The organism is Methylotenera sp. 1P/1, assembly GCF_000384355.1.
GTDB lineage: Bacteria > Pseudomonadota > Gammaproteobacteria > Burkholderiales > Methylophilaceae > Methylophilus.
This window is the reverse complement of sequence record NZ_ARWC01000001.1, coordinates 1,105,172-1,128,688: the sequence shown is the minus strand read 5'-3', so window position 1 is coordinate 1,128,688 and position 23,517 is coordinate 1,105,172. Positions and strand designations below refer to the sequence as shown.

Genomic DNA, 23,517 nt, shown 5'->3' with positions numbered 1-23,517 from the left:
CACTAACCTGTCTTAGCCTGTATTTCTTAAGCCTGCTGCAATGCCATTAATGGTGAGGTGGATAGAGAGCTTGAGCTTCTCATCCGTGTCGCCTTGACGATGGCGCTGAATCAATTCCACCTGTAGATGATTGAGTGGATCTAAGTAAGGCAGACGGTTGCGAATAGAGTTAGCCAAGGTGGGATTGCTACTCAAGCGCTCAGTGGTACCTTGTAGCAAATTCACCGCATCTGTGGTCAGCTGATATTCATGTGCTATCCGGCTAAAAATACTTTCACGTAATGCTTTATCCTCTACCAGATGCGCGTAATGTCTGGCCACCACCAAATCAGTTTTGGCCAGCACCATGTCTACATTGGCAATCAGGGTTTTAAACAGCGGCCAATAGGTCAACATCTCTTTCAGCGTTTGAATGCGCGTTTCTTGTCCAGATTCATCGCTATGAATGTATTGGTGAATAGCACTGCCCAAGCCAAACCAGCCCGGTAATAGTAACCGACATTGCCCCCAAGAGAAGCCCCATGGAATTGCGCGTAAGTCTTCAATTCTGCGGGTAGATTTACGCGCGGCAGGACGGCTACCCAGATTCAGCTCGGCAATTTCAGAAATCGGTGTTGCTGCAAAAAAATAGTCGGCAAAACCAGGGGTTTCGTACACTAGGCTGCGGTAGCTGGTCATGGCGGTGGTGGATAGCGCTTCCATCACACCCTCAAACGCACGCCTTTTCTGTACCTCTAAATCATCTAGCGGAAACAAGCTCGCATCAATGGTGGCGGCAATTAAGGTTTCTAAATGTTGTCTGCCCACCTTAGGGTCTGCATATTTATTGGCAATGATTTCACCTTGCTCGGTCAGTCGAATTTGCCCATCCACCGTGCCATGTGGCTGTGCCATGATGGCTTGATAAGTTGGACCGCCACCGCGACCAACAGTACCGCCGCGTCCATGGAACAGACGGAGCTTAATCTTGGCTTGGCTGAATAGTTCGACTAAGGAAATCTCAGCTTTGTAGAGCTCCCAGTTAGAAGTTAAGAAGCCACCGTCTTTATTGCTGTCAGAATAACCCAGCATGATTTCTTGTTCGTTGCCTTGATAACGCAATACATGGCGTATGCCCAGCAAACTGAGCCATTGCCCCATGATGAGTGGTGCATGACGCAAGTCGGCAATGGTTTCAAATAGCGGCACAATATTTAAATCTACTTGAATCTTTTGTGAGCCCCAAATGCCACGCAGCATGCCGCTCTCTTTTTGGAGCAGCGCTACTTCTAGTAAATCAGAAAGTGTTTCTGTATGCGAAATAATGTATTGGCGAATGGCGCGCTGACCGTAGCGTTTGCGAATCTCGCGGGCTTGGTTCAATACACCAATTTCGGTGTGCACCAATTCTGAGTATTGTTGAAATGCTGAAAACAGCAAGCGTGGCTGCTTCAGCTCATCTAACAGTGTTTTGACTTTTTCGTCTTCAGTCAGCTCATCGTAATTAAAGTCATAGCCGGCTTTATGAAACAACTCTTTAATCACGGCCTCATGCACGTCAGAAGACTGGCGGATATCAATGGTCGCTAAATGAAAGCCGAAAGTTTCAATGGCTTTGGTCATTTTGCCTAAACGAGCATAGACCAACTTTTCGCCTTTGTTGGCTTTCAGAGAGTTCGTCAGTATCGCCAGCTCCGCCAATAGTGCATCGGCATCTGGGTAAGGTGCAACATTGGTGGGTACGTCCTTAAATTCTACCTGCGGTGCTAGCTGCTGAGCGGTGACCAATAGTTTGTCAAATATGCCATTGATCGCCAATCGGTAAGGCTCATCCAGACGATGCGGTGATTGGTCTCGTGAACGGACGGCCAGTGCCTGTACGGCCTCGTCAATGTTAATTAAGCGAGATGAAATGGCAAGCTCACGTCGCAGCGCATCAAACTCTTTGACGTAGTGTTTAAACACAGCAGCCGTTTGTAAATGGATGGCTTGTAGCAGTGTGGTGCCATTGACAAAAGGATTGCCGTCACGGTCGCCGCCAATCCAGCTGCCCATGTTGAGAAAGCTAGGCAAGGTGTAATTGGCATTGGTACCTGATTTGTAGAGAGTGTTTAATTCACGTTCCAAATCTTGCAGAATTTCAGGAATCACCTTGAGAAAAGTGGTCTCGTAATAGCTCAGCGCATTCTCAATTTCGTTGACCACAGTGAGTTTAGAAAAGCGCAGGATTCTAGTTTGCCAGAGCGAGCAAATAGCGCCTTCTATCAATAAATGGTTCCGTTCTAACTCTTTCTTTGAAAGTAGTGAGCCACGTTCGGCCAGCAAAAATGCCAATGTGTGCTCAATATCTAAAATGCTTTTACGTTGCACCTCGGTCGGGTGTGCCGTTAACACTGGCGAAACCAGCGCATCTTTAAAAAATGAATCAATGGTGTCAAACGGGAGTTGGTGTTGGGTAATTTTATCCACGGAATGTGCCAACATGCCCGGGCTTAGGTTGTCTTCATTCAGGCGAGTCAGTTGCTGGGTGTATAGATCCTCTGCAATATTCACCAAATGTTTAAAGTAGCTAAATGCACGCACCACGCAAATGGTTTGCTCGGGCGTCAGGTCTTTCAGGTATTTTTCTAATTGCAGCGAGGCGTACTGGTCATTTTCACGATGAAACTTCACTGCGGACTTACGAATGTTCTCAATTAAATCAAACTTATCTTCGCCTTCTTTCTGCATAATCACTTGGCCGAGTACACGCCCAAGATAGCGAATGTTTTCTTTGAGTTGCTGGTTTTGTTTTGTGAACAGGTTAGTCATAACATTGCACGGAATAAGCGTAATGCTTATTACTAAGCAACAACTGCACCAATCAATTTACATTCTATAAATCAATCATTTACATATTTAATGGGCATGAAAAATCCATTGGTTTGCCCCAGCAATAGCAACATTGCACATTTATAGTGCCGCATGGCTAAGTCGCATTGGTCGTACGCAATAAAAAGCAATCAATGTTAGAATACGCGCTTATTTGCGCCAAGTTTAACGCGCTAACCTAAACAGTGTTGAGACCCTTTCATGAGTGAACCAGTAACTTCTGACGAAAACAAAATGCCGCTAGTTGAAAGCAATTTAGCAGATGAAAATCATGTGATTGCCGAGCGTCGCGAAAAATTAAAAACCATGCGCAGTGAAGCGCAGGCGAGCCAAACAGCGGTGTTCCCCAATGATTTCAAGCCTCAACACAAAGCCAATCAGTTGCATGCGCAGTACGATAGCTTTGATAAGGAAACGTTGGACCCGCAAGCTATTCCAGCCACTGTCGCCGGCAGAATGATGCTCAAACGTGTGATGGGTAAAGCCAGCTTTGCTACTATTCAAGATGCCACCGGTCGTATTCAATTGTATGTAGCACGTGATGATGTTGGTGAGGAGTTATACGAGCGCTTTAAACATTGGGATTTAGGCGACATCATGGGGGCTACTGGTCGTTTGTTTAAGACCAAAACAGGCGAGCTTTCCATTCACGTGACAGCGATTCAACTGCTCACTAAATCTTTGCGTCCGCTACCAGAGAAGTTTCATGGCTTGCAAGATCAGGAAATCAAGTACCGCCAGCGCTATGTGGATTTGATTACCAGCGAAGAAACGCGTGAGACATTTAAAGCGCGTAGCAAAGTGGTGTCTGCTATTCGCAACTTTATGATTCAAAACGAGTTTTTAGAAGTAGAAACACCGATGTTGCATCCGATTCCTGGCGGCGCGTCGGCTAAGCCTTTTATTACGCATCACAACGCGTTGGACATGCAAATGTTTATGCGTATTGCGCCTGAGTTGTATTTAAAACGTTTAGTGGTGGGTGGGTTTGAGCGCGTATTTGAAATCAACCGTAACTTCCGTAATGAAGGCTTAAGCGTCCGCCATAATCCAGAATTCACCATGATGGAGTTTTACGCAGCGTATACCGACTATCAATGGTTGATGGACTTTACCGAGCAATGTATTCGCGCTGCGGCCATTGCGGCACGCGGTACAGCGGTATTAAGCTATGACGGCAAAGAGGTCGATTTAAGCAAGCCGTTTGAGCGGTTGACCATCGTCGGCGCAATTCAAAAATATGCACCGCAATACACGCTAGAGCAATTAAATGACACAGCATTTTTACGTGCGGAAATATTAAAACACGGTACAAAACCGTTTGACCATGCCGGTTTGGGCGCGCTGCAATTAGCATTGTTTGAAGCAACCGCGGAAAGCCAATTGTGGCAGCCGACGTATATTATTGACTACCCGGTAGAAGTATCGCCACTGGCAAGAGCCTCAGATAAAAATCCAGACATTACCGAGCGTTTTGAGCTATTTATTACTGGGCGCGAAATGGCCAATGGCTTTAGCGAGTTGAATGATGCAGAAGACCAAGCAGCACGTTTCCATGCGCAGATGAAAGCAAAAGAAGCCGGAGATGCAGAAGCCATGTATTACGATGCGGACTTTATTCGTGCCTTGGAATATGGCATGCCACCTACGGGCGGCTGTGGTATTGGCATAGACCGCTTAGTCATGCTGATTACCGATAGCCCAAGTATTCGTGATGTGATTTTATTCCCGCATATGCGCGCGGAAAGTTAAGTAATCCCTTAATTTTTTGACTGCGTAGTAAGAACAAAAGCCGATGCATCATAGTGCATCGGCTTTTTTGTTGTAAATGTGCAAAACTAGTCCGTTGATTAGCTCTTTGTCATCAATTTGTCATATTGCCCCCTCAAAATGCGTTCATCAAAAATTGATCGTTAATCAGAGGGGAATCTGAATGAATTTGAAGTTACGCGGCATGGTAGCAATCGCGCTGGCAAGTACATCGTTGATGAGCGTGAATGCGCTTGCTGACTCCACTAGTGACTTAGTACAAGCCTTGGTGAGTAAAGGCGTCTTGACGGAAGAGGAAGGCGCTTTATTAACCAAAGGCCGTGCTGAAGAGATGAGTGTCCAAAAAACAAAAGAAAAGAAAAACTGGACTAGTCATGTGAATATTCGCGGTTATGTACAAACACGCGCGACCAAAATGCTGGGCGGTGATGAAGGTGTTAACTTATGGTCAGACCGCTCTGTGGGGGATGACCGCTCATTAGGTGGTGCAGATAAAAACTTATTGATCCGTCGTGCGCGCGTGATTATCTATGGCGATTATGGCGATCACTTAAGTTACTATATTCAGCCAGACCTTGCCAGCAGCCCACAGGGTGCGTCAGGTGGCGGTTTCAATTATGCACAATTGCGTGACGCATACGGCGATATTAATATTGATGCAACCAAAGTGCACCGTGTCCGTGTTGGTCAATCCAAAGTGCCTTTCGGCTTTGAAAACTTACAATCAAGTTCAAACCGTTTAACACCAGACCGTAACGATGCATTGAATAGTGCGGTCAAAGATGAACGTGACTTGGGTGTGTTCTACTACTATACCCCGCAAAACATTCAAGCCTTGTTTGAAGAAATTGGCAAGCAAGGACTTAAACACTCAGGCAACTACGGTATGTTGGGTGGTGGTTTCTACAATGGTCAAGGTGCTAACGCGCGTGATACCAATGATAACTACCACTTTGTAGCACGTGCCACTTATCCTTGGAAAACGGAATCTGGTCAGATTTATGAAGCAAGTATTCAGGGCTACCATGGTCAGTATGTACCATCGACAGGTACTTATAACAGAAATGCGATTGGTGCTACATCTGGAAGTACGCCAACCATTGAAGGTGGTGCGGCTGGTAGATACCGCAACGGCTTTACGGATGAGCGTGTAGGCGTGAGCTTTATCATGTATCCACAACCATTTGGTTTACAAGCTGAATGGAACTGGGGTAAAACACCAGGCTTAGATATTACGCAAAACCGCATTGAAGAAAAGAGTCTCAATGGTGGTTATGTGATGGCGATGTATAAAATTGATAACTGGAATAACTGGGGTACGTTTATTCCTTTTGTTAAATGGCAATACTTTGATGGCTTTAACAAAGCTGAGACCAATGCACCTGAAAACCATGTGAATGATTGGGAAGCTGGCGTTGAGTGGCAAATTGCACCAGAAGTTGAAATTAGTGCTGAATACCACAAAATGAAACGTACGAATCTTGTGAACGGTAACACTGCCAATAGAAAAGATTACGAAACGTTTGATGCTGATGCATTACGTGTGCAGTTGCAATATAACTTCTAAGCAAATTTAAATAGTTGTATCTCCTCAAGGCCGCTACTTAGCGGCCTTTTTATGCGTATTGGCAATTCATACCCATGCACCAATTCAGCATTTACCTTGCACTGAAAATGTGCATAACTGCTTGATTCAATACTTAATATTTTCCAATGCCTAACTGTTAAATTCCACCTAAGTGGCTTCAATAGGCGCATCCCAGCCATATGGGTGAATATGGTTTCAAGTTGGAACACTTATTGCAAAACTAACGTTAAAAGCAACATTGTTTGTACTACATCACTAAACCTGACATTTGGCCTGACATTTGAAAAACGAAGTCAGATTTGGTTGCAGATAGGGAAGCGCAATGATGAAACGTTACTTGGGTACACTAAATATACTACTGTTATTGCTATGTGCAGCAGGTAGTGCATGGGCCAAGCCAGCAGATGATATGGTGCGTGCGTTGAATGCTAGCGTGTTGCGTGTGACTGTTAATTTACCTAATGGTAAGCAAGGTTTAGGCTCTGCAGTGGTCATTGCCAAAAACGAAGTGATTACGAATTGCCACGTAGTGACTGATGCTACCGATGTGTCTGTGATTGTGAATGGTGAGCCACATGCTGCTACCGCAATCAAAGCAGATTGGCATCATGATTTGTGCATGCTGACTGTAGACAATCTAGATGCACCTGTTGTCAACATGGGTGCCAGCAAAACATTAGAATACGAATCTTCACTGTTTACTATCGGCTATCCGGACGAAACAAAAACACCAGTTAACACGTATGGCGTGGTGAAAGGTTTGTTTCCCATGGATGACAGTGTGATTATTCGCGCTACTACTCCATTCAGATTGGGCGCAAGTGGCGGCGGTGCTTTTGATGATGCAGGTAATTTGGTTGGTATCATTACACTCAAAAGCCGAGGCGATGCTGCGTATTACTACTATATGCCAGTGGAATGGGTGCAAACTTTGATGCGCAAACCTGCACAAGCATTAGGTGCAAAAAGTGAAAAACCTTTTTGGGCGATGGACATCAAGCAACGTCCTTATTTTATGCAGGTGGTACAACCTTACCTCTCACAAGAGTGGAGCACCTTATTAAAAGTAGCTACGCAATGGGTGCAAACCGAACCCAATACGGCAGAATCTTGGTTCTATTTGGCTGCTGCAGAGTATGCAACCAAAGATTATGACAGCGCAGAAGCACACTTTAAGCAAGTGCTGGCACTCAATCATCAGCACAGCCAAGCCATGGAGTATTTGGGAAAATTGGCAGAGAAAACTGCCAAGGTACAACAAGGGTTGAGCCGTGTAGCCATGTTGCAGCCAGCGCGCTAGACATGCATTGGTTGCGGGGCTAGCGCTTATCCCCGTCTATTGCTCTGATTCAGGTGCTTGCGGTGCGTGTTGAACAGGTCGCACCTCGGTATTGAGTGATTTTAAGTGGCGATACAGCATTCGCGTTTCCAGTAAATTCCATACCCTTAGCATGGCTTCGATATTATCAAACGGCTTGGTCAGAAAATCTTTAGCGCCAAGCGCCAGCGCTTTTCTTTTGGCGCCAATAGTTGCATCCGCAGTCAATACCAATACCGGCAAGTATTCATCTTTAGAGATATGGCGAGACAGCATTTCTAATACTGCATAGCCGTCTAGCTCCGGCATCATTAAGTCTAATAAAATAAGGTCTGGCTCAAATGCTTTAAACAAGTCTAAAGCGCGTGCGGATTCTGCAGTGCTGATGACTTGATGAAAGCCTTCTCTTGCCAGCAAGTCTTCCAGCAGTCTTAAGTTGGCTTCTGCATCATCAATCACTAAAATTTTGGCGTTTAATATATCGGCTTCGTTCATATTCTATTCTGAGTGTGGTCTAGTCTAAGTATGGTCTAGTCTGCTAAGTTTCAATCAATTCTCTTACTTTTTTGTTAAACGCAGCCACATCCAAGGGCTTGGTAATATAGTGCGCTACACCTGCGTTTCTCAATCGCTCAATCGTGTTTGATAGGGCATCGGCGCTTAATATCATAATGGGAATATGCTGATAAGCTGGTGCTTCCTTAATGTAACTGACAAGGCTTTCTCCAGAACCGTCTGGCAGGTGCAAATCAATCAGCAATAGCGATGGCATGGCTTCTGTTAAATACTGTTTGGCATCTTTGATGGTGGACACACAATGGATACGTAAATCACGCTGACGCTGAATGATGGCTTCCACCAGTGCACGGTTGCTGACATTATCTTCTACATACAATATGGTGTGTTTTTGGTTAAGCGGTACCTGTTGTTTGTTATGCGGATGTGAAAACGCGTTGGTGGTTATATTAGGCTCGCATGCTGGAATTTCTATCCAGAATAAGCTCACATCATCTGCAACATGAATACTGCCATGCATGGCCAACATAATGTGTTTGGAAAGCGCAAGCCCAAGCCCAGTGCCTTCCACCTTGGTTTGTTCTGCACCTAATCGGTCAAATGGGGTAAATAAACGTTCTTTTAATTTGGTGGGAATGCCTGCACCTTCATCTTGTACTTCAATAATGATATTGCTATGACGGTTGTATGCATTCAGTCGTACAGTAGAATTTGCAGGCCCGTATTTAAGCGCATTAGACAGCAAATTAAGCGCTACTTGCAGCAGCTTTTGTCGGTTGGCCAGTGCCCAAAGATCTGGGGTAATCTCGCATTTGATTTCAATATCTCGGATTTTCCCTATCGGTGCAATGTAGCGCGTGGCTTCTTCCAGCATGGTACTCACCGCAGTCGGTGTGAGCTCCAGAGAAATCTCGCCGGATTCGATTTTGGCAAGCTCTAGCACTTCGTTGATTAATTTGAGCAAGTGCTGACCTGCACCTAATATGAGCGATACGCTGTCCCGCTGCTTTCCCGGCGATAAGTCTTGCTCCAGTAATTGGGCAAACCCTAAAATGGCATTGAGTGGTGTTCTTAACTCGTGACTGGTTCGGGATAAAAACATGCTTTTGGATGCGCTGGCCTCTTCTGCTTCTTGTCTGGCTTGTACAGCATCTGTGATGTTTTTAACCAGCAATTGCGATGCGTGATCTAGCTCGTCAGACAGTTGCCCAAGCTCATCACGGCTACTAGAAGGTAAGTCCAGCGCCTCGGCTTTGGCAAGGTGGCCTGCGCTATCCCTCAACAAGCGTACGCGCCTGACAATCGTGCCAGAGAATATCCATACGGCAAGAATAGAGCCAATGATGCCGGATACTGCGGCAACCAGTGTAATGTTGATGTGACGCTGACGCTGATCGACCACGTCCTGCTGATCTTTGGCCACTAAAATCGCTTCCTCTGCATTGAGGCGTTCAATCTCGAATCGTAATTTATCCAGTGTACTCACCTGAGATTTAAACTTGGCGATGAGGTCATCCGAAGCAATGTTGGACTCATATTCAGAGAGTATTCTCAAATCATGTAGATTTTGCTCAACCAAGGGATTGATGTTGGCTAGGCGCGCTCTTTGTGCATCATTGTCCAATTGAATCTTCAACGCCGACAATATTGCCGGAAGCTTACTTTCTACATGAAAAAAGATATCCAAGAAGTGTTTGTCCCCAGTCAGTAAATAATCCCTCACCCCAGTAGAGGCTTCAATCAGCAGCGTATGCACGCGTTGAATATCGCGTTGGTTTTGCAGGGCAACGCGGAGCTTGTTTTCTAATTGTGTGGATTCTTGCTCACGTACATATAAAGAGCCAAGTGAGGCCAATAAAACAAGTAAGGGCAGGGTGATCACGCACACGCCTTTGATGCCCAAAGGTAAGTCTTGCCAAGCCTGCGCCACCCAACTCAGCGGCTGGAACGTTTTTACTTTGGTAGGTGGTTGCGTATTATTCATCAGTAAAATGTATGCTAAATAGTCTTAAATGATGACTTGTAGCCAAGCTCGACGGCTTTCACGGCTGCTTGCGTTCTATCTTTTACCCCAAGTTTATTCAAGATGCGCTCCACATGAATTTTAGCCGTGCCTGGCGCAATGCCCAACTTCGCTCCAAGTTCATTGTTGCTGAATCCTGCAGGTAGTAGCGCCAGAATTTCACGTTCCCTAGGCGTGAGCGCTTCAAGGATCGTCAGGTCAGCTTCTGTGCGCGCCGGCCCTTGATGTTGCGAGATTGCTAATCCTAGCAGGCCAGCAATGGCTTGTAAGGTTTCCACCTCTGGCGTGCCCAACGTGAGCTTTTTGCCAGAGAGTCCAATCACCCCTTTGCCATGCTGTCCCAAAGCAATAGGAATCAGGCATTCGTGGTGGTTGACATCTCCATGTGTCCAGAGTTGCGTGTGCTTATGTTCATATAGAGTAAACCGCACTGGATTTTTCAGCATCATGGCCAGCACGCCCATCATAGGAATTCTGGCACCCACAGGGAGTGTTTGACCAAGCTGACTGAATACGACTAGTTTGCCAGAGCTTTCAATAGCCAGTAGCGCGTGTTGCGCAGAAAGCAAGGTGCAAAGTGAACGTAGTAGACTAGAGGCGGTGTTGATATCCCAGCCACGCTCAAATAATGCTTGGCCTAGGCTAAGGTAGGTACGCGTATGCGCATCGTTGGCCTGTATTTGCTTAACGCTTTGCCTAAGCGCACGCGCACTGGTCGGCTGGTCCGTGTCGATTGGCTGGTTTTGGTTGTCTAGTAGGTCATTCGGCATATGCCAAGTAGTATATACCGTTCTACCTATAATGGTAGATTTTTAGTTGATGGGCGCCATGCATAATGCGTTTCATCGGGAAAGCAATCAATCGCCCGAGATAACTAAAATTTGGAGAATGAGAAAATGAAAAGTTTAAATTTAGCAGTCATTGTGTCTTCAGTCGCTTTATTGGTATCTGGTGCTGTACATGCTGAAGATGCGTACAAAAAGAATGTCCATAACCAAAATTTTTCAAAACGCCCATATGCACAACCGCTTCCTGATAGTGCTTATCAAAAAGCTAATGAGTTTGAAGGCGCAACATTGGTACGTGGCGAAGTGAACGAAGATGGCAATGCTGTAGATCAAAAACAGCAAGCACAGCGTCTTAGCAATTTATCAAAACGCCCATACTAATTGATGGGTATGAATTAAGTATGCATAAGGAGATGGTAATGAAGAGCATAGGTTTGATTGGTACGGTAACAGCTGCGCTATTGTTGACAGTAGGTGTGTTGACAGCAGGTGCAGCGCAAGCTGAAGAGAATCATGAGCACAGCATCATCAACCAGCATATTTCTAAACGTCCGTATCAAGCCCCTAGCTCGGATGCAAGTGCCAATAAGGCGGAGCACTGGGAAGGCGCGACTCTGGTGAAAGACGAAGCGCATGAGGAGAAAGCAGGGCCTACCCAATATCAGCAATTGCGTATTCGTATGCTGGGGCAGCGTCCTTATTTGGAGGGCAATAAGTAGGCCAATTGGCCAAACTAAGGCCGTATCCCGTAGCGAATAGGATACGTGGCCTGCATCACACCAAGACGGAATTGCCGCCTTGGTGCGTATATAATTTCTTGCTTCTGGCAGAACACCAAATATTATATGTTTTAGAAACTAAATTTTAATATTTAGAATCTATAATGAAGTACATCACGGCCGTGGTGATGCTTCACTATGGTTATTCTTTTGATTTCAATGTTTTAGGATAAGAATAAATGTCAACAAGCCTGTCACAGCAATCAAAGCTTTTCGGTTTTTTTAAAGATTTTAATAGTGATTTCCCTGCCAGTATCGTCGTATTTTTTGTAGCGCTGCCGCTGTGTTTGGGCATTGCATTGGCCTCTGGTGCGCCGCTGTTTTCCGGTGTCATTGCCGGCATTATCGGCGGTATTGTGGTTGGTATTGCCAGTGGTTCTCAGCTAGGTGTCAGTGGCCCTGCTGCAGGTTTAGCCGTGATTGTGCTTACCGCAATCGGTACCTTGGGCTCGTTTGAGGCCTTTTTACTGTCCGTCGTCGTCGCAGGCGTTATCCAGTTTTTACTAGGCTTTTTTAAAGCAGGCTTTATTGCCTATTTTGTCCCTTCATCCGTCATTAAAGGCATGTTGACGGGGATTGGCCTGCTGATTATCTTGAAGCAAATTCCGCATGCACTTGGTTACGACTTTGATTACGAGGGCAATGAGTCTTTCTTTCAGGCCGATGGCAGCAATACGTTTACATCGCTGATGGATGCTTGGAATTTATTGACCCCAGGTGCACTGTTTATTGCGGCCATTTCTATTGCCATTTTAATTTTGTGGGATACCGTACTCAGTAAAAAGCACAGAGTGTTTCAGATTCTGCAAGGCCCGATTGTAGTGGTGTTACTGGGTATTCTTTTAAACTACTTATTCCAAACCGGTGTGCTGAACTTTACATTGGCACCGGATCAAATTGTTGAGTTACCTGTTGCCGATAGTTTAAAAGACTTTTTGGGTCAATTTACTTCTCCGGATTTCTCGCAAATTTCTAATATTGAGATTTATAAAGTAGGATTTGTGATGGCGATTGTGGCCAGCTTAGAAACGCTGCTGTGCGTAGAGGCGACCGACAAGCTTGACCCCATTAAGCGCGTGACGCCGACCAACACTGAATTAAAAGCGCAAGGAATAGGCAATGTGCTCTCTGGGCTGATTGGTGGTCTACCCATTACGCAAGTGATTGTGCGTAGCTCAGCCAATATTACCTTTGGTGCTAAATCTAAATTATCCGCAGTGCTGCATGGCATATGGTTATTGTTAAGCGCAATTACCATCGCCAGTTTGTTGAACATGATTCCGTTAGCAAGTTTGGCGACGATTCTGATTATGGTCGGTTACAAATTGGCCAAGCCTTCTTTATTCACCGGCATGTATAAGTTGGGTTGGGAGCAGTTTGCACCCTTTATTGCCACAGTGATTGCTATTTTACTCACCGATCTACTGACTGGCATTGGCATTGGCTTAGTGGTTGGCATTGTCTTTACGTTACATCACAGCTATCGCAATTCGCACTATATGAAGGAATCTACTTCTAAGACCGAAGATGGGCGCGAGGTGCATCATATTGTGTTGGCAGAAGAGGTCTCGTTTTTTAACAAGGCGAGTATTATCTCTGCGTTAGAAGCGATTCCCCGCAATACCAAAGTGATTATTGATTGCTCTAATAGCAAATCGATTTCGTATGATGTGGTTGAGTTTATTCGTGATTATCATCTGCACGCAAAACTCAAAAACATTGATGTTGAAACCATTGCATTTATTGAGCCAAAGTCTTAAATCTAAGTCTTGAATCTAAGTCTTAACGCGCTTAATACTATGCAACTAATAAGAAAGTGGAAATATGTATAAACATCCTTTAATTGATCGTGACAAAATGACCCCGGCCGAGGCGCTGGATATTTTGATAGAAGGTAACCACCGTTTTATCAACAACTATTCTGTGGAAAAAGACTTCCAAAGTTTGTTGCGCATCACGCGTGATAAACAACATCCGTTTGCGTCTTTTTTAAGCTGTAGCGATTCACGTGCACCTGTAGAGTTGGTGTTTGACCAGGCATTGGGCGATATTTTCAGCGTACGTTTGGCCGGTAATATTGCATCGGACAAAGCGGTGGGAAGTTTGGAGTTCAGCTCAAAGTATTTGGGCAGTAAATTAATCGTGGTGATGGGGCACACCAGTTGTGGCGCAGTGAAAGCAGCATGTGATGACTTTAAAGATGGCCATATTGGTGAGATTATTAATCTAATCAAACCTTCCATCCGTCATGAGAAAACGATTGCGGCTGAGCAACGCAACTCCAAAAATCCAGACTTTGTTGAAAAAATTAATGCCTTGAATGTCAAATATCAAATTGATTCCATTATCCGCATGAGCGATATCATTGCAGACATGATTGAGTCGCGCGAGATTGGTATTATCGGCGGGATATATGATTTGGAAACTGGTAAAGTGAAATTTTTGGAAGACACACTCAAAGTTTAAGCCTGAGTTTGCTTATTCAAACGCAGTAAATTAAAAAACCGCCGAGAGGCGGTTTTTTAATGGGTGCTTATAACGTTAACGATGCCCTTCTTTGGCCATGTTAATGCTGTATTTTGGAATTTCTACCACTAAATCGGTATCGCCCACGATGGCTTGGCAAGACAAGCGTGATAACGGCTCTAGCCCCCATGCTTTATCTAACAAGTCTTCTTCGTTCTCTTGCGGGTTGTTCAGTGAGCGATAGCCTTCACGCACAATCACATGGCATGTGGTACATGCACACACTTTGTCGCAGGCATGATCAATATCAATGTCGTTATCAAGTAAGGTTTCACAGATAGACTCACCTTTGTTGGCTTCAATCACGGCACCATCTGGGCATAACTCAACATGGGGCAATACGATAATTTGTGGCATGGTTTAATTTCCGCTTAAAGTTCTAAAGTATTTACATCTTGGCCGGCCAGCGCCTGTTTGACTGAAGCGTCCATGCGGCGTGCGGCAAATGCTTCGGTAGCATGATTCAGCGCTTCGGTAGCTTGATGGATGGCATGACTATCTTTGCCCTGATTCAGCGTTTGTAATGCCTGTATCTGTAATTGAATCGTTTTCTGCTCTTCTGCCGATAACAGTTGAGCACCGTCTTGCGTCAACGCAACTTGAATGGCTTCTATCAAACGTTCGGCATCTACGGTGGCCTCGCGTAATGCGCGTGCTTGCTTATCGCTCTCTGCAGCGCTAAACGAGGATTGCAGCATGCCCGTGATGGTGTCTTCACTCAACCCGTAGGATGGTTTGACTACTACGTTGGCTTCCACGCCGCTGGTTTGTTCACGCGCGCTGACAGAAAGTAGGCCATCCGCATCAATCTGAAAAGTGACACGGATGCGCGCGCTGCCAGCCACCATCGGCGGAATGCCGCGTAATTCAAAACGTGCTAAGGAACGACAGTCGGAGACCAATTCACGTTCGCCTTGTACCACGTGAATGCTCATGGCGGTTTGACCATCTTTAAAGGTGGTAAATTCTTGCGCGCGTGCAATCGGTAAGGTGCTATTGCGAGGGATGACTTTTTCGACCAATCCGCCCATCGTCTCCAAACCCAGCGAGAGCGGGGTGACGTCTAGTAACAATAATTCATCATCGCTACGATTACCTGCTAATACATTGGCTTGAATAGCCGCGCCTAATGCGACGACTTTGTCGGGATCCAAATTGGTCAGCGGCTCTTGTTTAAAGTAATTTTCTACTGCATGACGGATGTGCGGCATGCGTGTGGCGCCACCCACTAACACCACCCCGTTAATCGCTTCAATGTCTAGTCCTGCATCGCGCATGGCCTTACGTGTCGGGCTTAAGGTTTTGGTCACCAGATTTTGCGTGAGCTCTAAAAACTTATCCACCGTAAGTGTCACATCGACCAGGCTGCCATCGCTCAATTTACATAGAATCTGTGCCTCGTGATTGTCGGTGAGCCATTCCTTGGCTTGGCGCGCTTTGGTCAGAAGTAAACGTGTGTCTTCCTCATTCAGCGGATTAAAGTGTTGTTGGCTGGCGCGCACTTGGTCTAGTACCCAACAGTAAATACGGTGGTCAAAATCATCTCCGCCAAGCGCAGAGTCGCCATTGGTGGCCAACACTTCAAACACGCCTTTGGATAAGCGCAGAATGCTAATATCAAACGTACCGCCGCCAAGATCGTAAATCACATAGATGCCTTCAGAGGCATTGTCTAAGCCATAAGCCACGGCTGCTGCGGTGGGTTCATTCAATAAACGCAACACATTCAACCCCGCTAAACGGGCAGCGTCTTTGGTAGCTTGGCGTTGGGCATCGTCAAAATAGGCGGGTACGGTAATCACTGCACCTACCAGCTCGCCGCCCAATGCTTTCTCAGCACGTAGTTTGAGGGTTTTTAAAATTTCTGCTGAGATCTCTACCGGACTTTTTAAGCCTGCGCGTGTCTCAATCTGCAGCATACTCTGTACGCCATCTCCAGCCACAAAGCAGTAGGGGATATGCGCACGATCAGCAATGTCTTGTAGGCTTCTGCCCATAAATCGCTTGGCTGAGACAATCGTATTAACGGGGTCTTTGCTTTGCTGGGCTTGTGCCTCATGGCCCACGACAATTTCGTTCTCTGACAAATAGCGCACCACAGAAGGCAATAGCGAATGACCGTGCTCATCTTGGAGCACCGTACTCATGCCGCTACGCACGGTGGCCACCAAAGAATTGGTAGTGCCTAAATCAATCCCCACTGCTAATCGGTGTTGATGGGGCGCGGCGCTCATGCCTGGTTCGGAAATTTGCAGTAATGCCATGTGAATTCTTTACGTTAATCTTCTAATCGACTGATGATCTCTTGCACATCAGCACTGACTTTATCAATAAAACTGAGCTTTCTAACCAACTGCGCCGCTGCTTGTGGGTCCCCGGATACGGTGTCTGCAAACTCTTCTTGCAACGCCTTGGCGCTAGCTTTCATGGTGCGCAGTAAATCCTCTAGCGCGTCAATGTCATGCGCATGCTGCGCATCTTCCATCGCTTCGCGCCACTCCATTTGTGTCATTAAAAAATCAGCCGGCATCGCCGTATTGCTGTCCTCTAATGTCTCAATGCCCTGTAGGTGCAATAAGTACCTTGCGCGAGAGGTCGGGTGCTTTAGGGTTTGGTAGGCTTCATTCATCAAGGTTGCAGTTTGCATTGATTGCAAGCGCTCGCTTGGTGTCGCTGTCACAAACTTATCCGGGTGCACTTCTGCTTGGATTTTGCGGTAATTACGTTGCAACACCTCTAAATCAATACTGAATTGCTGCGGCAAGCCAAGTAGTTCAAAAAAGTGATGGGCAGTGTGTGACATAAAAAGACGTTACGCGTGATGTAGAGATCAGCCGCAGCTGCTAAATGGTGAACGATTCGCCGCAGCCGCATTCATCTTTCACATTGGGGTTGTTGAATTTAAACCCTTCATTTAAGCCTTCTTTGGTAAAGTCGAGCTCTGTCCCGTCAATGTAGACTAGGCTTTTTGGGTCAACAATCACTCTCACGCCATGGCTTTCAAACGCCATGTCTTCTGTGTGCATTTCATCCACAAACTCAAGCGTGTAAGCCATGCCGGAACAGCCAGTGGTTTTGACGCCCAAGCGCAAGCCAATGCCTTTGCCACGATTGGCCAAAAACTTTTCAACGCGTTTTGCTGCGGTTTCTGTCAGTGTTATCGCCATACTTAAGCTGCTTCTTTTGATCCAGGTTGCTTAGATTTTAAATCGGCCACCGCTGCTTTAATCGCATCCTCTGCCAATACTGAGCAGTGAATTTTTACTGGCGGCAATGCCAATTCCTCTGCAATGGCAGAGTTCTTAATTTCTGCTGCTTGGTCCAAGGTTTTGCCTTTTAACCATTCTGTGACCAAAGAGCTTGATGCAATGGCAGAGCCACAACCATAGGTTTTGAATTTAGCATCTTCGATAATGCCAGCATCATTGACCTGAATCTGCAACTTCATCACGTCACCACACGCTGGTGCACCCACCATACCGGTGCCTACGTTGGAAGCGTTTTTGTCCAAAGAGCCCACGTTACGTGGATTCTCATAGTGGTCTAAAACTTTGTCTGAATATGCCATACCGTTCTCCTTAAATTAAAAATGCTTCACAACTTCTGCGTTAGCTCGGCTTGCCGTACTAGTCGTACTGTCTTCGCCTCGCTGCCTTGAATTTGTTTTGCCTTTTCAATTTTATAATTATAAAACTCTTCTATTGACTACTAAATGCGCACTATTTTATTGACTAGCAAGGCGGAGAGAAGCGCCGCATAGCATTGCTATGCAAGCTTTTCGACAACGCCGCTAGGCGAGAAAAGAGAGGCATTTTAATGCGCTGCCCATTGCACTTTGGACAGATCAATCCCATCTTTAAACATTTCCCATAATGGGGATAACTCACGTAACTTACCAATCTTGCTTTTGAGCAAATCAATCGTGTAATCCACATCGGCCTGCGTCGTGAAACGGCCAATCGAAAAGCGAATTGAGCTATGTGCCAATTCATCTGAACGACCCAATGCACGTAGTACATAGCTTGGCTCTAAACTGGCAGAAGTACATGCAGAGCCAGATGACACGGCAATGTCTTTGACGGCCATGATGAGTGACTCGCCCTCTACAAAGTTAAAGCTCATGTTCAAGTTGTGCGGTACACGATGATCTAAATCGCCATTCACATAAGTCTCTTCAATTTCCATCAAGCCATGCAACAAACGGTCACGTAACATACGGATGCGCTCGTTCTCTGCTGCCATTTCTTCATGTGCGATTCTAAACGCCTCGCCCATTCCCACGATTTGATGCGTAGCCAATGTGCCAGAACGCATGCCGCGCTCATGGCCACCACCGTGCATTTGCGCTTCAATGCGGATGCGCGGTTTACGGCGTACATACAATGCACCAATGCCTTTAGGGCCGTAGGTTTTGTGTGCAGAAAAGCTCATCAAATCCACCGGTAGCGTTTCTAAATCAATCACTACCTTACCAGTTGCCTGTGCGGCATCTACGTGAAAAATCACATTGTTTGCGCGGCAAATGTCACCAATCGCAGTGATGTCTTGAATCACGCCAATCTCGTTATTGACTAGCATCACAGAGGCTAATACCGTATCAGGACGAATCGCCGCTTTAAACTTTTCCAAATCAACCAAGCCATTTGGCTCAGGCTCTAAATAAGTGGCTTCAAAGCCTTGGCGCTCTAACTCACGCACAGTGTCAATCACTGCTTTGTGCTCAGTAGCTACAGTAATAATGTGCTTGCCTTTACTTGCGGCATAGAAGTTTGCTGCGCCTTTAATCGCTAAGTTGTTGGATTCGGTTGCGCCTGAAGTCCATACAATTTCACGTGGGTCAGCATTGACTAGCTTGGCTACTTCTTCACGTGCGTTTTCTACCGCTTTTTCTGCGGTCCAGCCGTACGGGTGGCTACGTGATGCAGGGTTGCCGTAATGCTCCGTAATAAACGGAATCATTTTAGCTGCAACACGCGGATCAACCGGCGTGGTGGCAGAGTAGTCTAAATAAATCGGTGCTCTATCTGACATTGTTTACTTTCCAATCGCTTCAATTTAAATAATTTGTCATTGCATCACCTGTGATGCTAACTTGCTACGCCGCAATCGCGGTCATGGCTTTTAATCGTTTTACTTCTTGCGCTAACGTCGCCAAAAATGCGTCTACTTGTTGTACGGTGTTGTGCGCACTTAAGCTCACCCGCACAGCGCCTCTTGCTAGTTCTTCCTCTACGCCCATCGCCAGTAATACATGGCTGGGTTCTGTGCTATCACTCGAGCAGGCTGAACCACTCGCAACGGCAAACCCGGCTTTGTCTAGCGCGGTGACCAATGTCTCACCTTCAATATGGTGAAAAGCAAAAAAGCTGGTATTCGGTAAACGCTGCGCATTTTCTGCGCCAAATACAGTGGCTTTTAGCTGATGCAATCCTGCTTCTAACTGACTGCGTAACAACGTGGTGTGTGTTTGATAGTCAGCCAATTGTTGCTGTGCAATTGCACATGCCGCACCAAACCCTACAATCGCAGCTACGTTTTCTGTGCCGCTACGTAACCCTTTTTCTTGTCCGCCGCCCAACAGCAACGGTTGTATGTCTACACGTTTATCGAGTACTAAAGCGCCAGCGCCTAATGGGCCGCCAATTTTATGGCTGGACAAGGTCATTGCATGCACACCCAAGTCATAAAAATCCACAGGCACCTTGCCTAACGCTTGTACCGCATCCGTATGCACAAATGCTTTGAGCTGTTTAGCTGCTGCTGTTACTGCAGTCAGTGGTTGCAATGCGCCGGTTTCATTGTTTGCCAGCATCACAGAAATCAATCCTGTCGGGCGTTGCAATAATGCATTCAGGTGTTCTAGGTCTAACTGCCCATGCGGATCGACCTTAATTTTATTTACTTGCCAGCCATTGGTTTGCAATGCCAGTGCCGGGCGAGACACACATGGGTGCTCAATGCTGCTATACAACATTTGGCTTGGTGCTAAATTGCCAGCGATTCCTCGAATTGCAAAATTATTGGCCTCTGTACCACTAGCGGTAAACACCACTTGCGAAGCTTGTACGCCCACGGTCTCAGCAACCTGCGCTCTTGCGTACTCGACTGCGTCGCGTGCATTGCGACCAAATACGTGACGACTGGTCGGGTTGCCATGCTGTGCAGTCATGAACGGCAACATCACTTCCAGCACTTGCGGATGCAGTGCGGCGGTGCTGTTGTGATCAAAATACACAGTATTCATTAAGCGTTTAATGCCTCTGTTGTCGCACATTTGCGTGGTGCAAACACCACTGCGTTTTCACATTGTCCATTTTTACGTTGCATATCCACCATGTCGGCAAGGGTAACGCCAGACAGGTACTCTAAAATCTTGCCATTCAGCGCTGTCCACAAGTCATGTGTCATGCAGCGGCCTTCGTCGTGGCAGTTTTCATTACCGCCACACTGCGTAGCATCAATCAACTCATCCACGGCGGTAATAATGTTAGATACCGAAATCTCGTGATGTGGTTTGGCTAAGCGATAACCGCCACCAGGTCCACGCACACTAGTCACCAAGCCTTGGCGGCGCAAGCGACTAAATAATTGTTCTAAATAAGAGAGCGAAATGCTTTGACGCTCACTAATGCCTGCTAATGTGACTGGCTTGTCTGCCTCGTACAATGCAATGTCTAGCATTGCAGTGACCGCAAATCGTCCTTTTGTTGTCAATCGCATAATATCAATACACCGTTTTAATTAGAGTCTATTTTATAATAACCTACTAATTTAGTCAATTATTATTGGGCTTAGTTCACACCTTCAATGTGTGCTAAAACTGCGAGGCTAGGAAACGTTTGGCTTTTTGGTAGCAAATGCCTGGCCTACATCAGTTTCAGATTGCGCATCACTGAGTTTGGCAAGTTCTGCTTTGAGTGCAGTCAATTCAATGTCCTGCTTATTGGCGTGGTCTAGCAAGCTATGAATAGCTTTGGTAATGGGGTCGTTCTCATCGTTGCCGACAGCGTATGCGCTGAAGCCGATTTTTTGCGCTGTATCGTCGCGTTTTTTCTGCTTTTCCTCTTCTAGAATACGTGCTGGGATGCCTACAGCAGTTGCGTTGTCTGGGACATCTTTTACTACTACGGCATTAGACCCGATTTTTGCATTTTTGCCGATTGTAATAGGGCCCAGTACTTTGGCGCCTGCGCCAATCACCACGCCTGTTTCAAGCGTGGGGTGTCGTTTGCCTTTGTTCCATGAAGTGCCGCCTAATGTGACGCCATGATACAGCGTGCAATCATCGCCAATCACAGCGGTTTCACCAATCACTACGCCCATGCCGTGATCAATAAACACACGGCGACCGATAGTTGCACCGGGATGAATTTCAATGCCAGTCAGCCATCTGCCAATATGAGACAGCATGCGGCCCAGCCAGTAAAAGCGTTTAGTCCAGAACCAGTGACTAATGCGGTGCATAATCAAGGCATGTACACCGGGATAGGTGGTAAGAATCTCAAAATGCGTACGCGCCGCTGGGTCGCGGTCAAATACAATTGAGATATCTTCTTTTAAGTGATTAAACATAAGTTCACGGCTGAAAAATCAATCCGCTATTATGCCATAAAGTAATAGTTGAATAAATTACTAGGTTAATTAGCGGCATCAATATTTAGTATGTTTTTTTGGGGTCACGCTTAAGGTGAGAATGCCGCGCAATAGATTGACCTCTTCTTTTTCTAAGCGGGTGCGTCCGTATAAGCGGCGTAAACGTTCAAAGAGTTTTTTAGGTGCGCGTGGGTTAATATAGCCAATATGTTCCAGCACTTCGCGCATGTGTTCATAAAAGCGCTCTAGGTCGTCTTGCGTGGCCAGTTCAGCAGTCTTTTCTTGGTAGTGCAGATCGCCTGTAGTGATCGCCATGCGCAGTTCGTAACACATAATTTGCACGGCTTGCGCCAAATTGAGCGAAGTGTACTCCGGGTTGGCGGGAATGGTGGCCAGCATGTGGCAGCGGTCCGCCTCTTCATTGGATAAGCCGCTCATTTCTGTACCAAATACCAGCGCCACTTCTTGATGCGCTGCAATGTCTTTCACTTCGGCAGCCGCTTCACGTACGGTCACAACTTGTTGTGAGAGTGAACGCTGTTTACCGCTGACGCCAATCACAAATTGGCAATCGGCAATGGCTTCTTCCAGTGTTTGTGTCACCACAGCCGTATCCAATAAATCGGCTGCATTCACTGCTAAAGCATTGGCTTCACTATCAGGAAAATGCTTAGGCCGTACTAGGTAGAGTCGGCTCAAGCCCATGGTTTTCATGGCGCGTGCGGTCGATCCGATATTGCCTGGATGGCTAGTCTGGCAAAGTACAATCCGTATGTGATTAAAAATGCGATCAGTCAATAGGTCTTCAGTCATAAGTTTTTGGTTAACTTGGGCGTTGGTCAACTAGATATTTGGATAAGCTGGCTTAAATGCTAAAATGCTATTTTACAGTACATCACGCAAAGACCATCAATAATGCATCCCATATTAAATGTTGCGACCAAAGCGGCCAGAGAAGCAGGCAAGATTATTAACCGCGCGTCACAAGACGTAGGTGCGCTCAAAGTGCAAACCAAAGACTACAACGATTTTGTCAGTGAAGTAGACCGTTCGGCCGAAGATGCCATTATCAGCATCTTGAAAGAAGCGTACCCAACGCACGGCTTTTATGGTGAGGAAAGTGGTAAAACCAATGTGGATGCTGAAAGTATTTGGATTATTGATCCTTTAGACGGTACCACTAACTTCTTACATAACTTTCCTTGTTATTGCGTTTCGATTGCACTGCAAGAACGAGGCGTACTCACACAAGCTGTGATTTATGACCCTGTCCACAATGATTTGTTTACCGCGACAAAAGGCCGTGGCGCGTTTTTAAATGACAAGCGCATTCGTGTGACGAATCGTAGTAAATTGCAAGACGGCTTAATTTCAACAGGTTTCCCATTCAAAGATTTCAGTTATTTAGATACTTATCTAGAAATCTTTAAAGACATGGCCAAAAAAACGGCAGGCTTGCGCCGTCCAGGTTCTGCTGCATTAGATTTGGCCTATGTAGCTGCTGGGTATACCGATGGTTTCTTTGAGATCAACTTATCGCCTTGGGATATCGCTGCGGGTGCGCTATTGGTGCAAGAAGCTGGTGGTATTGTCGGCGATTTTGAAGGCAACGAAAGCTGGTTAAGAACTGGTAATATTGTCGCCGGCAACCCCAAAGTGTTTGGACAAATGTTGCAAGTGATTGCACCACACCTCACAGAACGTATTAAAACACCTACACTTGAGTAGTACGTACGCTTGTGTCGATTGCCCCTGAACCATTAACG

General features: G+C 46.1%; 22 protein-coding genes. 8 read left to right on the top strand and 14 right to left on the bottom strand.

The genetic code is table 11. The annotated features are described in order from the left end of the window. Window positions 1–12: 12 nt before the first annotated feature. A complete protein-coding gene (gene ppc / locus A3Q3_RS0105315) occupies window positions 13–2,790 on the bottom strand; it encodes a phosphoenolpyruvate carboxylase (RefSeq protein WP_020182538.1) in 2,778 nt (925 codons plus the stop codon). 261 nt (window positions 2,791–3,051) lie between these two features. Between ppc and lysS the strand changes: the two genes are divergently transcribed. The 3 genes from lysS (at window position 3,052) to A3Q3_RS0105300 (ending at window position 7,508) form a co-directional block, all read left to right on the top strand. Further along, window positions 3,052–4,602, top strand: coding sequence for a lysine--tRNA ligase (gene lysS / locus A3Q3_RS0105310; RefSeq protein ID WP_020182537.1), 1,551 nt, complete (start codon window positions 3,052–3,054; stop codon window positions 4,600–4,602). A 181-nt stretch (window positions 4,603–4,783) separates the two neighbouring features. Next, entirely contained in the window at window positions 4,784–6,187 is a 1,404-nt protein-coding gene (locus tag A3Q3_RS0105305; RefSeq protein ID WP_020182536.1) for a porin, read from the top strand. Window positions 6,188–6,530: 343 nt separating this feature from the next. After that, a complete protein-coding gene (locus tag A3Q3_RS0105300) occupies window positions 6,531–7,508 on the top strand; it encodes a trypsin-like peptidase domain-containing protein (protein ID WP_020182535.1) in 978 nt (325 codons plus the stop codon). Window positions 7,509–7,544: 36 nt separating this feature from the next. Here the strand turns inward: A3Q3_RS0105300 and A3Q3_RS0105295 are convergent, their stop codons facing one another. Genes A3Q3_RS0105295 through A3Q3_RS0105285 form a run of 3 tightly spaced genes read right to left on the bottom strand, consistent with a single transcriptional unit; the run spans window position 7,545 to window position 10,835 of the window. Continuing rightward, window positions 7,545–8,021 (bottom strand): response regulator, encoded by a 477-nt coding sequence (locus tag A3Q3_RS0105295; protein ID WP_020182534.1) that lies wholly within the window; start codon window positions 8,019–8,021, stop codon window positions 7,545–7,547. A 43-nt stretch (window positions 8,022–8,064) separates the two neighbouring features. Next, window positions 8,065–10,026, bottom strand: coding sequence for an ATP-binding protein (locus tag A3Q3_RS0105290; RefSeq protein ID WP_020182533.1), 1,962 nt, complete (start codon window positions 10,024–10,026; stop codon window positions 8,065–8,067). A 14-nt stretch (window positions 10,027–10,040) separates the two neighbouring features. After that, window positions 10,041–10,835 (bottom strand): response regulator transcription factor, encoded by a 795-nt coding sequence (locus tag A3Q3_RS0105285; protein ID WP_020182532.1) that lies wholly within the window; start codon window positions 10,833–10,835, stop codon window positions 10,041–10,043. Between the two features lie 126 nt (window positions 10,836–10,961). Between A3Q3_RS0105285 and A3Q3_RS0105280 the strand changes: the two genes are divergently transcribed. The 4 genes from A3Q3_RS0105280 to A3Q3_RS0105265 all read left to right on the top strand — a co-directional run bounded on the left by A3Q3_RS0105280 (window position 10,962) and on the right by A3Q3_RS0105265 (window position 14,098). After that, window positions 10,962–11,234, top strand: coding sequence for a hypothetical protein (locus A3Q3_RS0105280; RefSeq protein WP_020182531.1), 273 nt, complete (start codon window positions 10,962–10,964; stop codon window positions 11,232–11,234). A gap of 38 nt (window positions 11,235–11,272) precedes the next feature. Continuing rightward, on the top strand, window positions 11,273–11,572 hold the full coding sequence (locus A3Q3_RS0105275; protein WP_020182530.1) for a hypothetical protein: 300 nt from the start codon (window positions 11,273–11,275) through the stop codon (window positions 11,570–11,572). Between the two features lie 239 nt (window positions 11,573–11,811). Next, window positions 11,812–13,392 carry a SulP family inorganic anion transporter gene (locus A3Q3_RS0105270; RefSeq protein ID WP_020182529.1) on the top strand — a complete coding sequence of 527 codons (1,581 nt, stop codon included), beginning with the start codon at window positions 11,812–11,814 and terminating at the stop codon, window positions 13,390–13,392. A 64-nt stretch (window positions 13,393–13,456) separates the two neighbouring features. Continuing rightward, complete coding sequence (locus A3Q3_RS0105265; RefSeq protein ID WP_020182528.1) at window positions 13,457–14,098, top strand: carbonic anhydrase; 642 nt, start codon at window positions 13,457–13,459, stop codon at window positions 14,096–14,098. Window positions 14,099–14,173: 75 nt separating this feature from the next. Here A3Q3_RS0105265 and fdx read toward each other — a convergent pair whose 3' ends face one another. The 10 genes from fdx to A3Q3_RS0105215 form a co-directional block, all read right to left on the bottom strand. Continuing rightward, the gene (gene fdx, locus A3Q3_RS0105260; RefSeq protein ID WP_020182527.1) at window positions 14,174–14,515 is read right to left on the bottom strand and encodes an ISC system 2Fe-2S type ferredoxin; all 342 of its coding nucleotides are present in this window, start codon (window positions 14,513–14,515) and stop codon (window positions 14,174–14,176) included. Between the two features lie 14 nt (window positions 14,516–14,529). Next, window positions 14,530–16,422 carry a Fe-S protein assembly chaperone HscA gene (gene hscA, locus A3Q3_RS0105255; RefSeq protein WP_020182526.1) on the bottom strand — a complete coding sequence of 631 codons (1,893 nt, stop codon included), beginning with the start codon at window positions 16,420–16,422 and terminating at the stop codon, window positions 14,530–14,532. 14 nt (window positions 16,423–16,436) lie between these two features. Beyond that, complete coding sequence (gene hscB, locus A3Q3_RS0105250; protein ID WP_020182525.1) at window positions 16,437–16,961, bottom strand: Fe-S protein assembly co-chaperone HscB; 525 nt, start codon at window positions 16,959–16,961, stop codon at window positions 16,437–16,439. A 40-nt stretch (window positions 16,962–17,001) separates the two neighbouring features. Continuing rightward, window positions 17,002–17,325 carry an iron-sulfur cluster assembly protein IscA gene (gene iscA, locus A3Q3_RS0105245; protein WP_020182524.1) on the bottom strand — a complete coding sequence of 108 codons (324 nt, stop codon included), beginning with the start codon at window positions 17,323–17,325 and terminating at the stop codon, window positions 17,002–17,004. 2 nt (window positions 17,326–17,327) lie between these two features. Then, entirely contained in the window at window positions 17,328–17,726 is a 399-nt protein-coding gene (iscU, locus tag A3Q3_RS0105240; RefSeq protein WP_020182523.1) for a Fe-S cluster assembly scaffold IscU, read from the bottom strand. Between the two features lie 245 nt (window positions 17,727–17,971). Further along, a complete protein-coding gene (locus tag A3Q3_RS0105235) occupies window positions 17,972–19,189 on the bottom strand; it encodes an IscS subfamily cysteine desulfurase (RefSeq protein WP_020182522.1) in 1,218 nt (405 codons plus the stop codon). Window positions 19,190–19,253: 64 nt separating this feature from the next. Beyond that, window positions 19,254–20,402, bottom strand: a complete 1,149-nt coding sequence (locus A3Q3_RS0105230) for a cysteine desulfurase family protein (protein ID WP_020182521.1) — start codon at window positions 20,400–20,402, stop codon at window positions 19,254–19,256. Then, window positions 20,402–20,878 (bottom strand): Rrf2 family transcriptional regulator, encoded by a 477-nt coding sequence (locus A3Q3_RS0105225; RefSeq protein WP_025224660.1) that lies wholly within the window; start codon window positions 20,876–20,878, stop codon window positions 20,402–20,404. Before A3Q3_RS0105225 ends, A3Q3_RS0105230 begins: the two co-directional genes overlap by 1 nt. Window positions 20,879–20,986: 108 nt before the next feature. Next, on the bottom strand, window positions 20,987–21,730 hold the full coding sequence (gene cysE / locus A3Q3_RS0105220) for a serine O-acetyltransferase (protein ID WP_020182519.1): 744 nt from the start codon (window positions 21,728–21,730) through the stop codon (window positions 20,987–20,989). A 78-nt stretch (window positions 21,731–21,808) separates the two neighbouring features. Further along, window positions 21,809–22,564, bottom strand: a complete 756-nt coding sequence (locus A3Q3_RS0105215; protein WP_025224658.1) for an RNA methyltransferase — start codon at window positions 22,562–22,564, stop codon at window positions 21,809–21,811. Window positions 22,565–22,666: 102 nt separating this feature from the next. Here A3Q3_RS0105215 and A3Q3_RS0105210 point away from each other — a divergent pair, with 102 nt between their 5' ends. Further along, window positions 22,667–23,479 carry an inositol monophosphatase family protein gene (locus A3Q3_RS0105210; RefSeq protein ID WP_020182517.1) on the top strand — a complete coding sequence of 271 codons (813 nt, stop codon included), beginning with the start codon at window positions 22,667–22,669 and terminating at the stop codon, window positions 23,477–23,479. The last annotated feature ends 38 nt before the right edge of the window (window positions 23,480–23,517 follow it).

What these genes read in the sequence shown, in the direction of transcription:
- A3Q3_RS0105235 (WP_020182522.1), bottom strand. Translation starts at nt 19,189, where the DNA reads ATGTCAGATAGAGCACCGATTTATTTAGACTACTCTGCCACCACGCCG.
- A3Q3_RS0105230 (WP_020182521.1), bottom strand. Translation starts at nt 20,402, where the DNA reads ATGAATACTGTGTATTTTGATCACAACAGCACCGCCGCACTGCATCCG.
- A3Q3_RS0105265 (WP_020182528.1), top strand. Translation starts at nt 13,457, where the DNA reads ATGTATAAACATCCTTTAATTGATCGTGACAAAATGACCCCGGCCGAG.
- A3Q3_RS0105270 (WP_020182529.1), top strand. Translation starts at nt 11,812, where the DNA reads ATGTCAACAAGCCTGTCACAGCAATCAAAGCTTTTCGGTTTTTTTAAA.
- A3Q3_RS0105210 (WP_020182517.1), top strand. Translation starts at nt 22,667, where the DNA reads ATGCATCCCATATTAAATGTTGCGACCAAAGCGGCCAGAGAAGCAGGC.
- A3Q3_RS0105300 (WP_020182535.1), top strand. Translation starts at nt 6,531, where the DNA reads ATGATGAAACGTTACTTGGGTACACTAAATATACTACTGTTATTGCTA.
- A3Q3_RS0105215 (WP_025224658.1), bottom strand. Translation starts at nt 22,564, where the DNA reads ATGACTGAAGACCTATTGACTGATCGCATTTTTAATCACATACGGATT.
- A3Q3_RS0105285 (WP_020182532.1), bottom strand. Translation starts at nt 10,835, where the DNA reads ATGCCGAATGACCTACTAGACAACCAAAACCAGCCAATCGACACGGAC.
- A3Q3_RS0105225 (WP_025224660.1), bottom strand. Translation starts at nt 20,878, where the DNA reads ATGCGATTGACAACAAAAGGACGATTTGCGGTCACTGCAATGCTAGAC.
- hscB (WP_020182525.1), bottom strand. Translation starts at nt 16,961, where the DNA reads ATGTCACACACTGCCCATCACTTTTTTGAACTACTTGGCTTGCCGCAG.
- cysE (WP_020182519.1), bottom strand. Translation starts at nt 21,730, where the DNA reads ATGTTTAATCACTTAAAAGAAGATATCTCAATTGTATTTGACCGCGAC.
- iscA (WP_020182524.1), bottom strand. Translation starts at nt 17,325, where the DNA reads ATGGCGATAACACTGACAGAAACCGCAGCAAAACGCGTTGAAAAGTTT.
- lysS (WP_020182537.1), top strand. Translation starts at nt 3,052, where the DNA reads ATGAGTGAACCAGTAACTTCTGACGAAAACAAAATGCCGCTAGTTGAA.
- A3Q3_RS0105305 (WP_020182536.1), top strand. Translation starts at nt 4,784, where the DNA reads ATGAATTTGAAGTTACGCGGCATGGTAGCAATCGCGCTGGCAAGTACA.
- fdx (WP_020182527.1), bottom strand. Translation starts at nt 14,515, where the DNA reads ATGCCACAAATTATCGTATTGCCCCATGTTGAGTTATGCCCAGATGGT.
- iscU (WP_020182523.1), bottom strand. Translation starts at nt 17,726, where the DNA reads ATGGCATATTCAGACAAAGTTTTAGACCACTATGAGAATCCACGTAAC.
- A3Q3_RS0105275 (WP_020182530.1), top strand. Translation starts at nt 11,273, where the DNA reads ATGAAGAGCATAGGTTTGATTGGTACGGTAACAGCTGCGCTATTGTTG.
- hscA (WP_020182526.1), bottom strand. Translation starts at nt 16,422, where the DNA reads ATGGCATTACTGCAAATTTCCGAACCAGGCATGAGCGCCGCGCCCCAT.
- A3Q3_RS0105280 (WP_020182531.1), top strand. Translation starts at nt 10,962, where the DNA reads ATGAAAAGTTTAAATTTAGCAGTCATTGTGTCTTCAGTCGCTTTATTG.
- A3Q3_RS0105295 (WP_020182534.1), bottom strand. Translation starts at nt 8,021, where the DNA reads ATGAACGAAGCCGATATATTAAACGCCAAAATTTTAGTGATTGATGAT.
- A3Q3_RS0105290 (WP_020182533.1), bottom strand. Translation starts at nt 10,026, where the DNA reads ATGAATAATACGCAACCACCTACCAAAGTAAAAACGTTCCAGCCGCTG.
- ppc (WP_020182538.1), bottom strand. Translation starts at nt 2,790, where the DNA reads ATGACTAACCTGTTCACAAAACAAAACCAGCAACTCAAAGAAAACATT.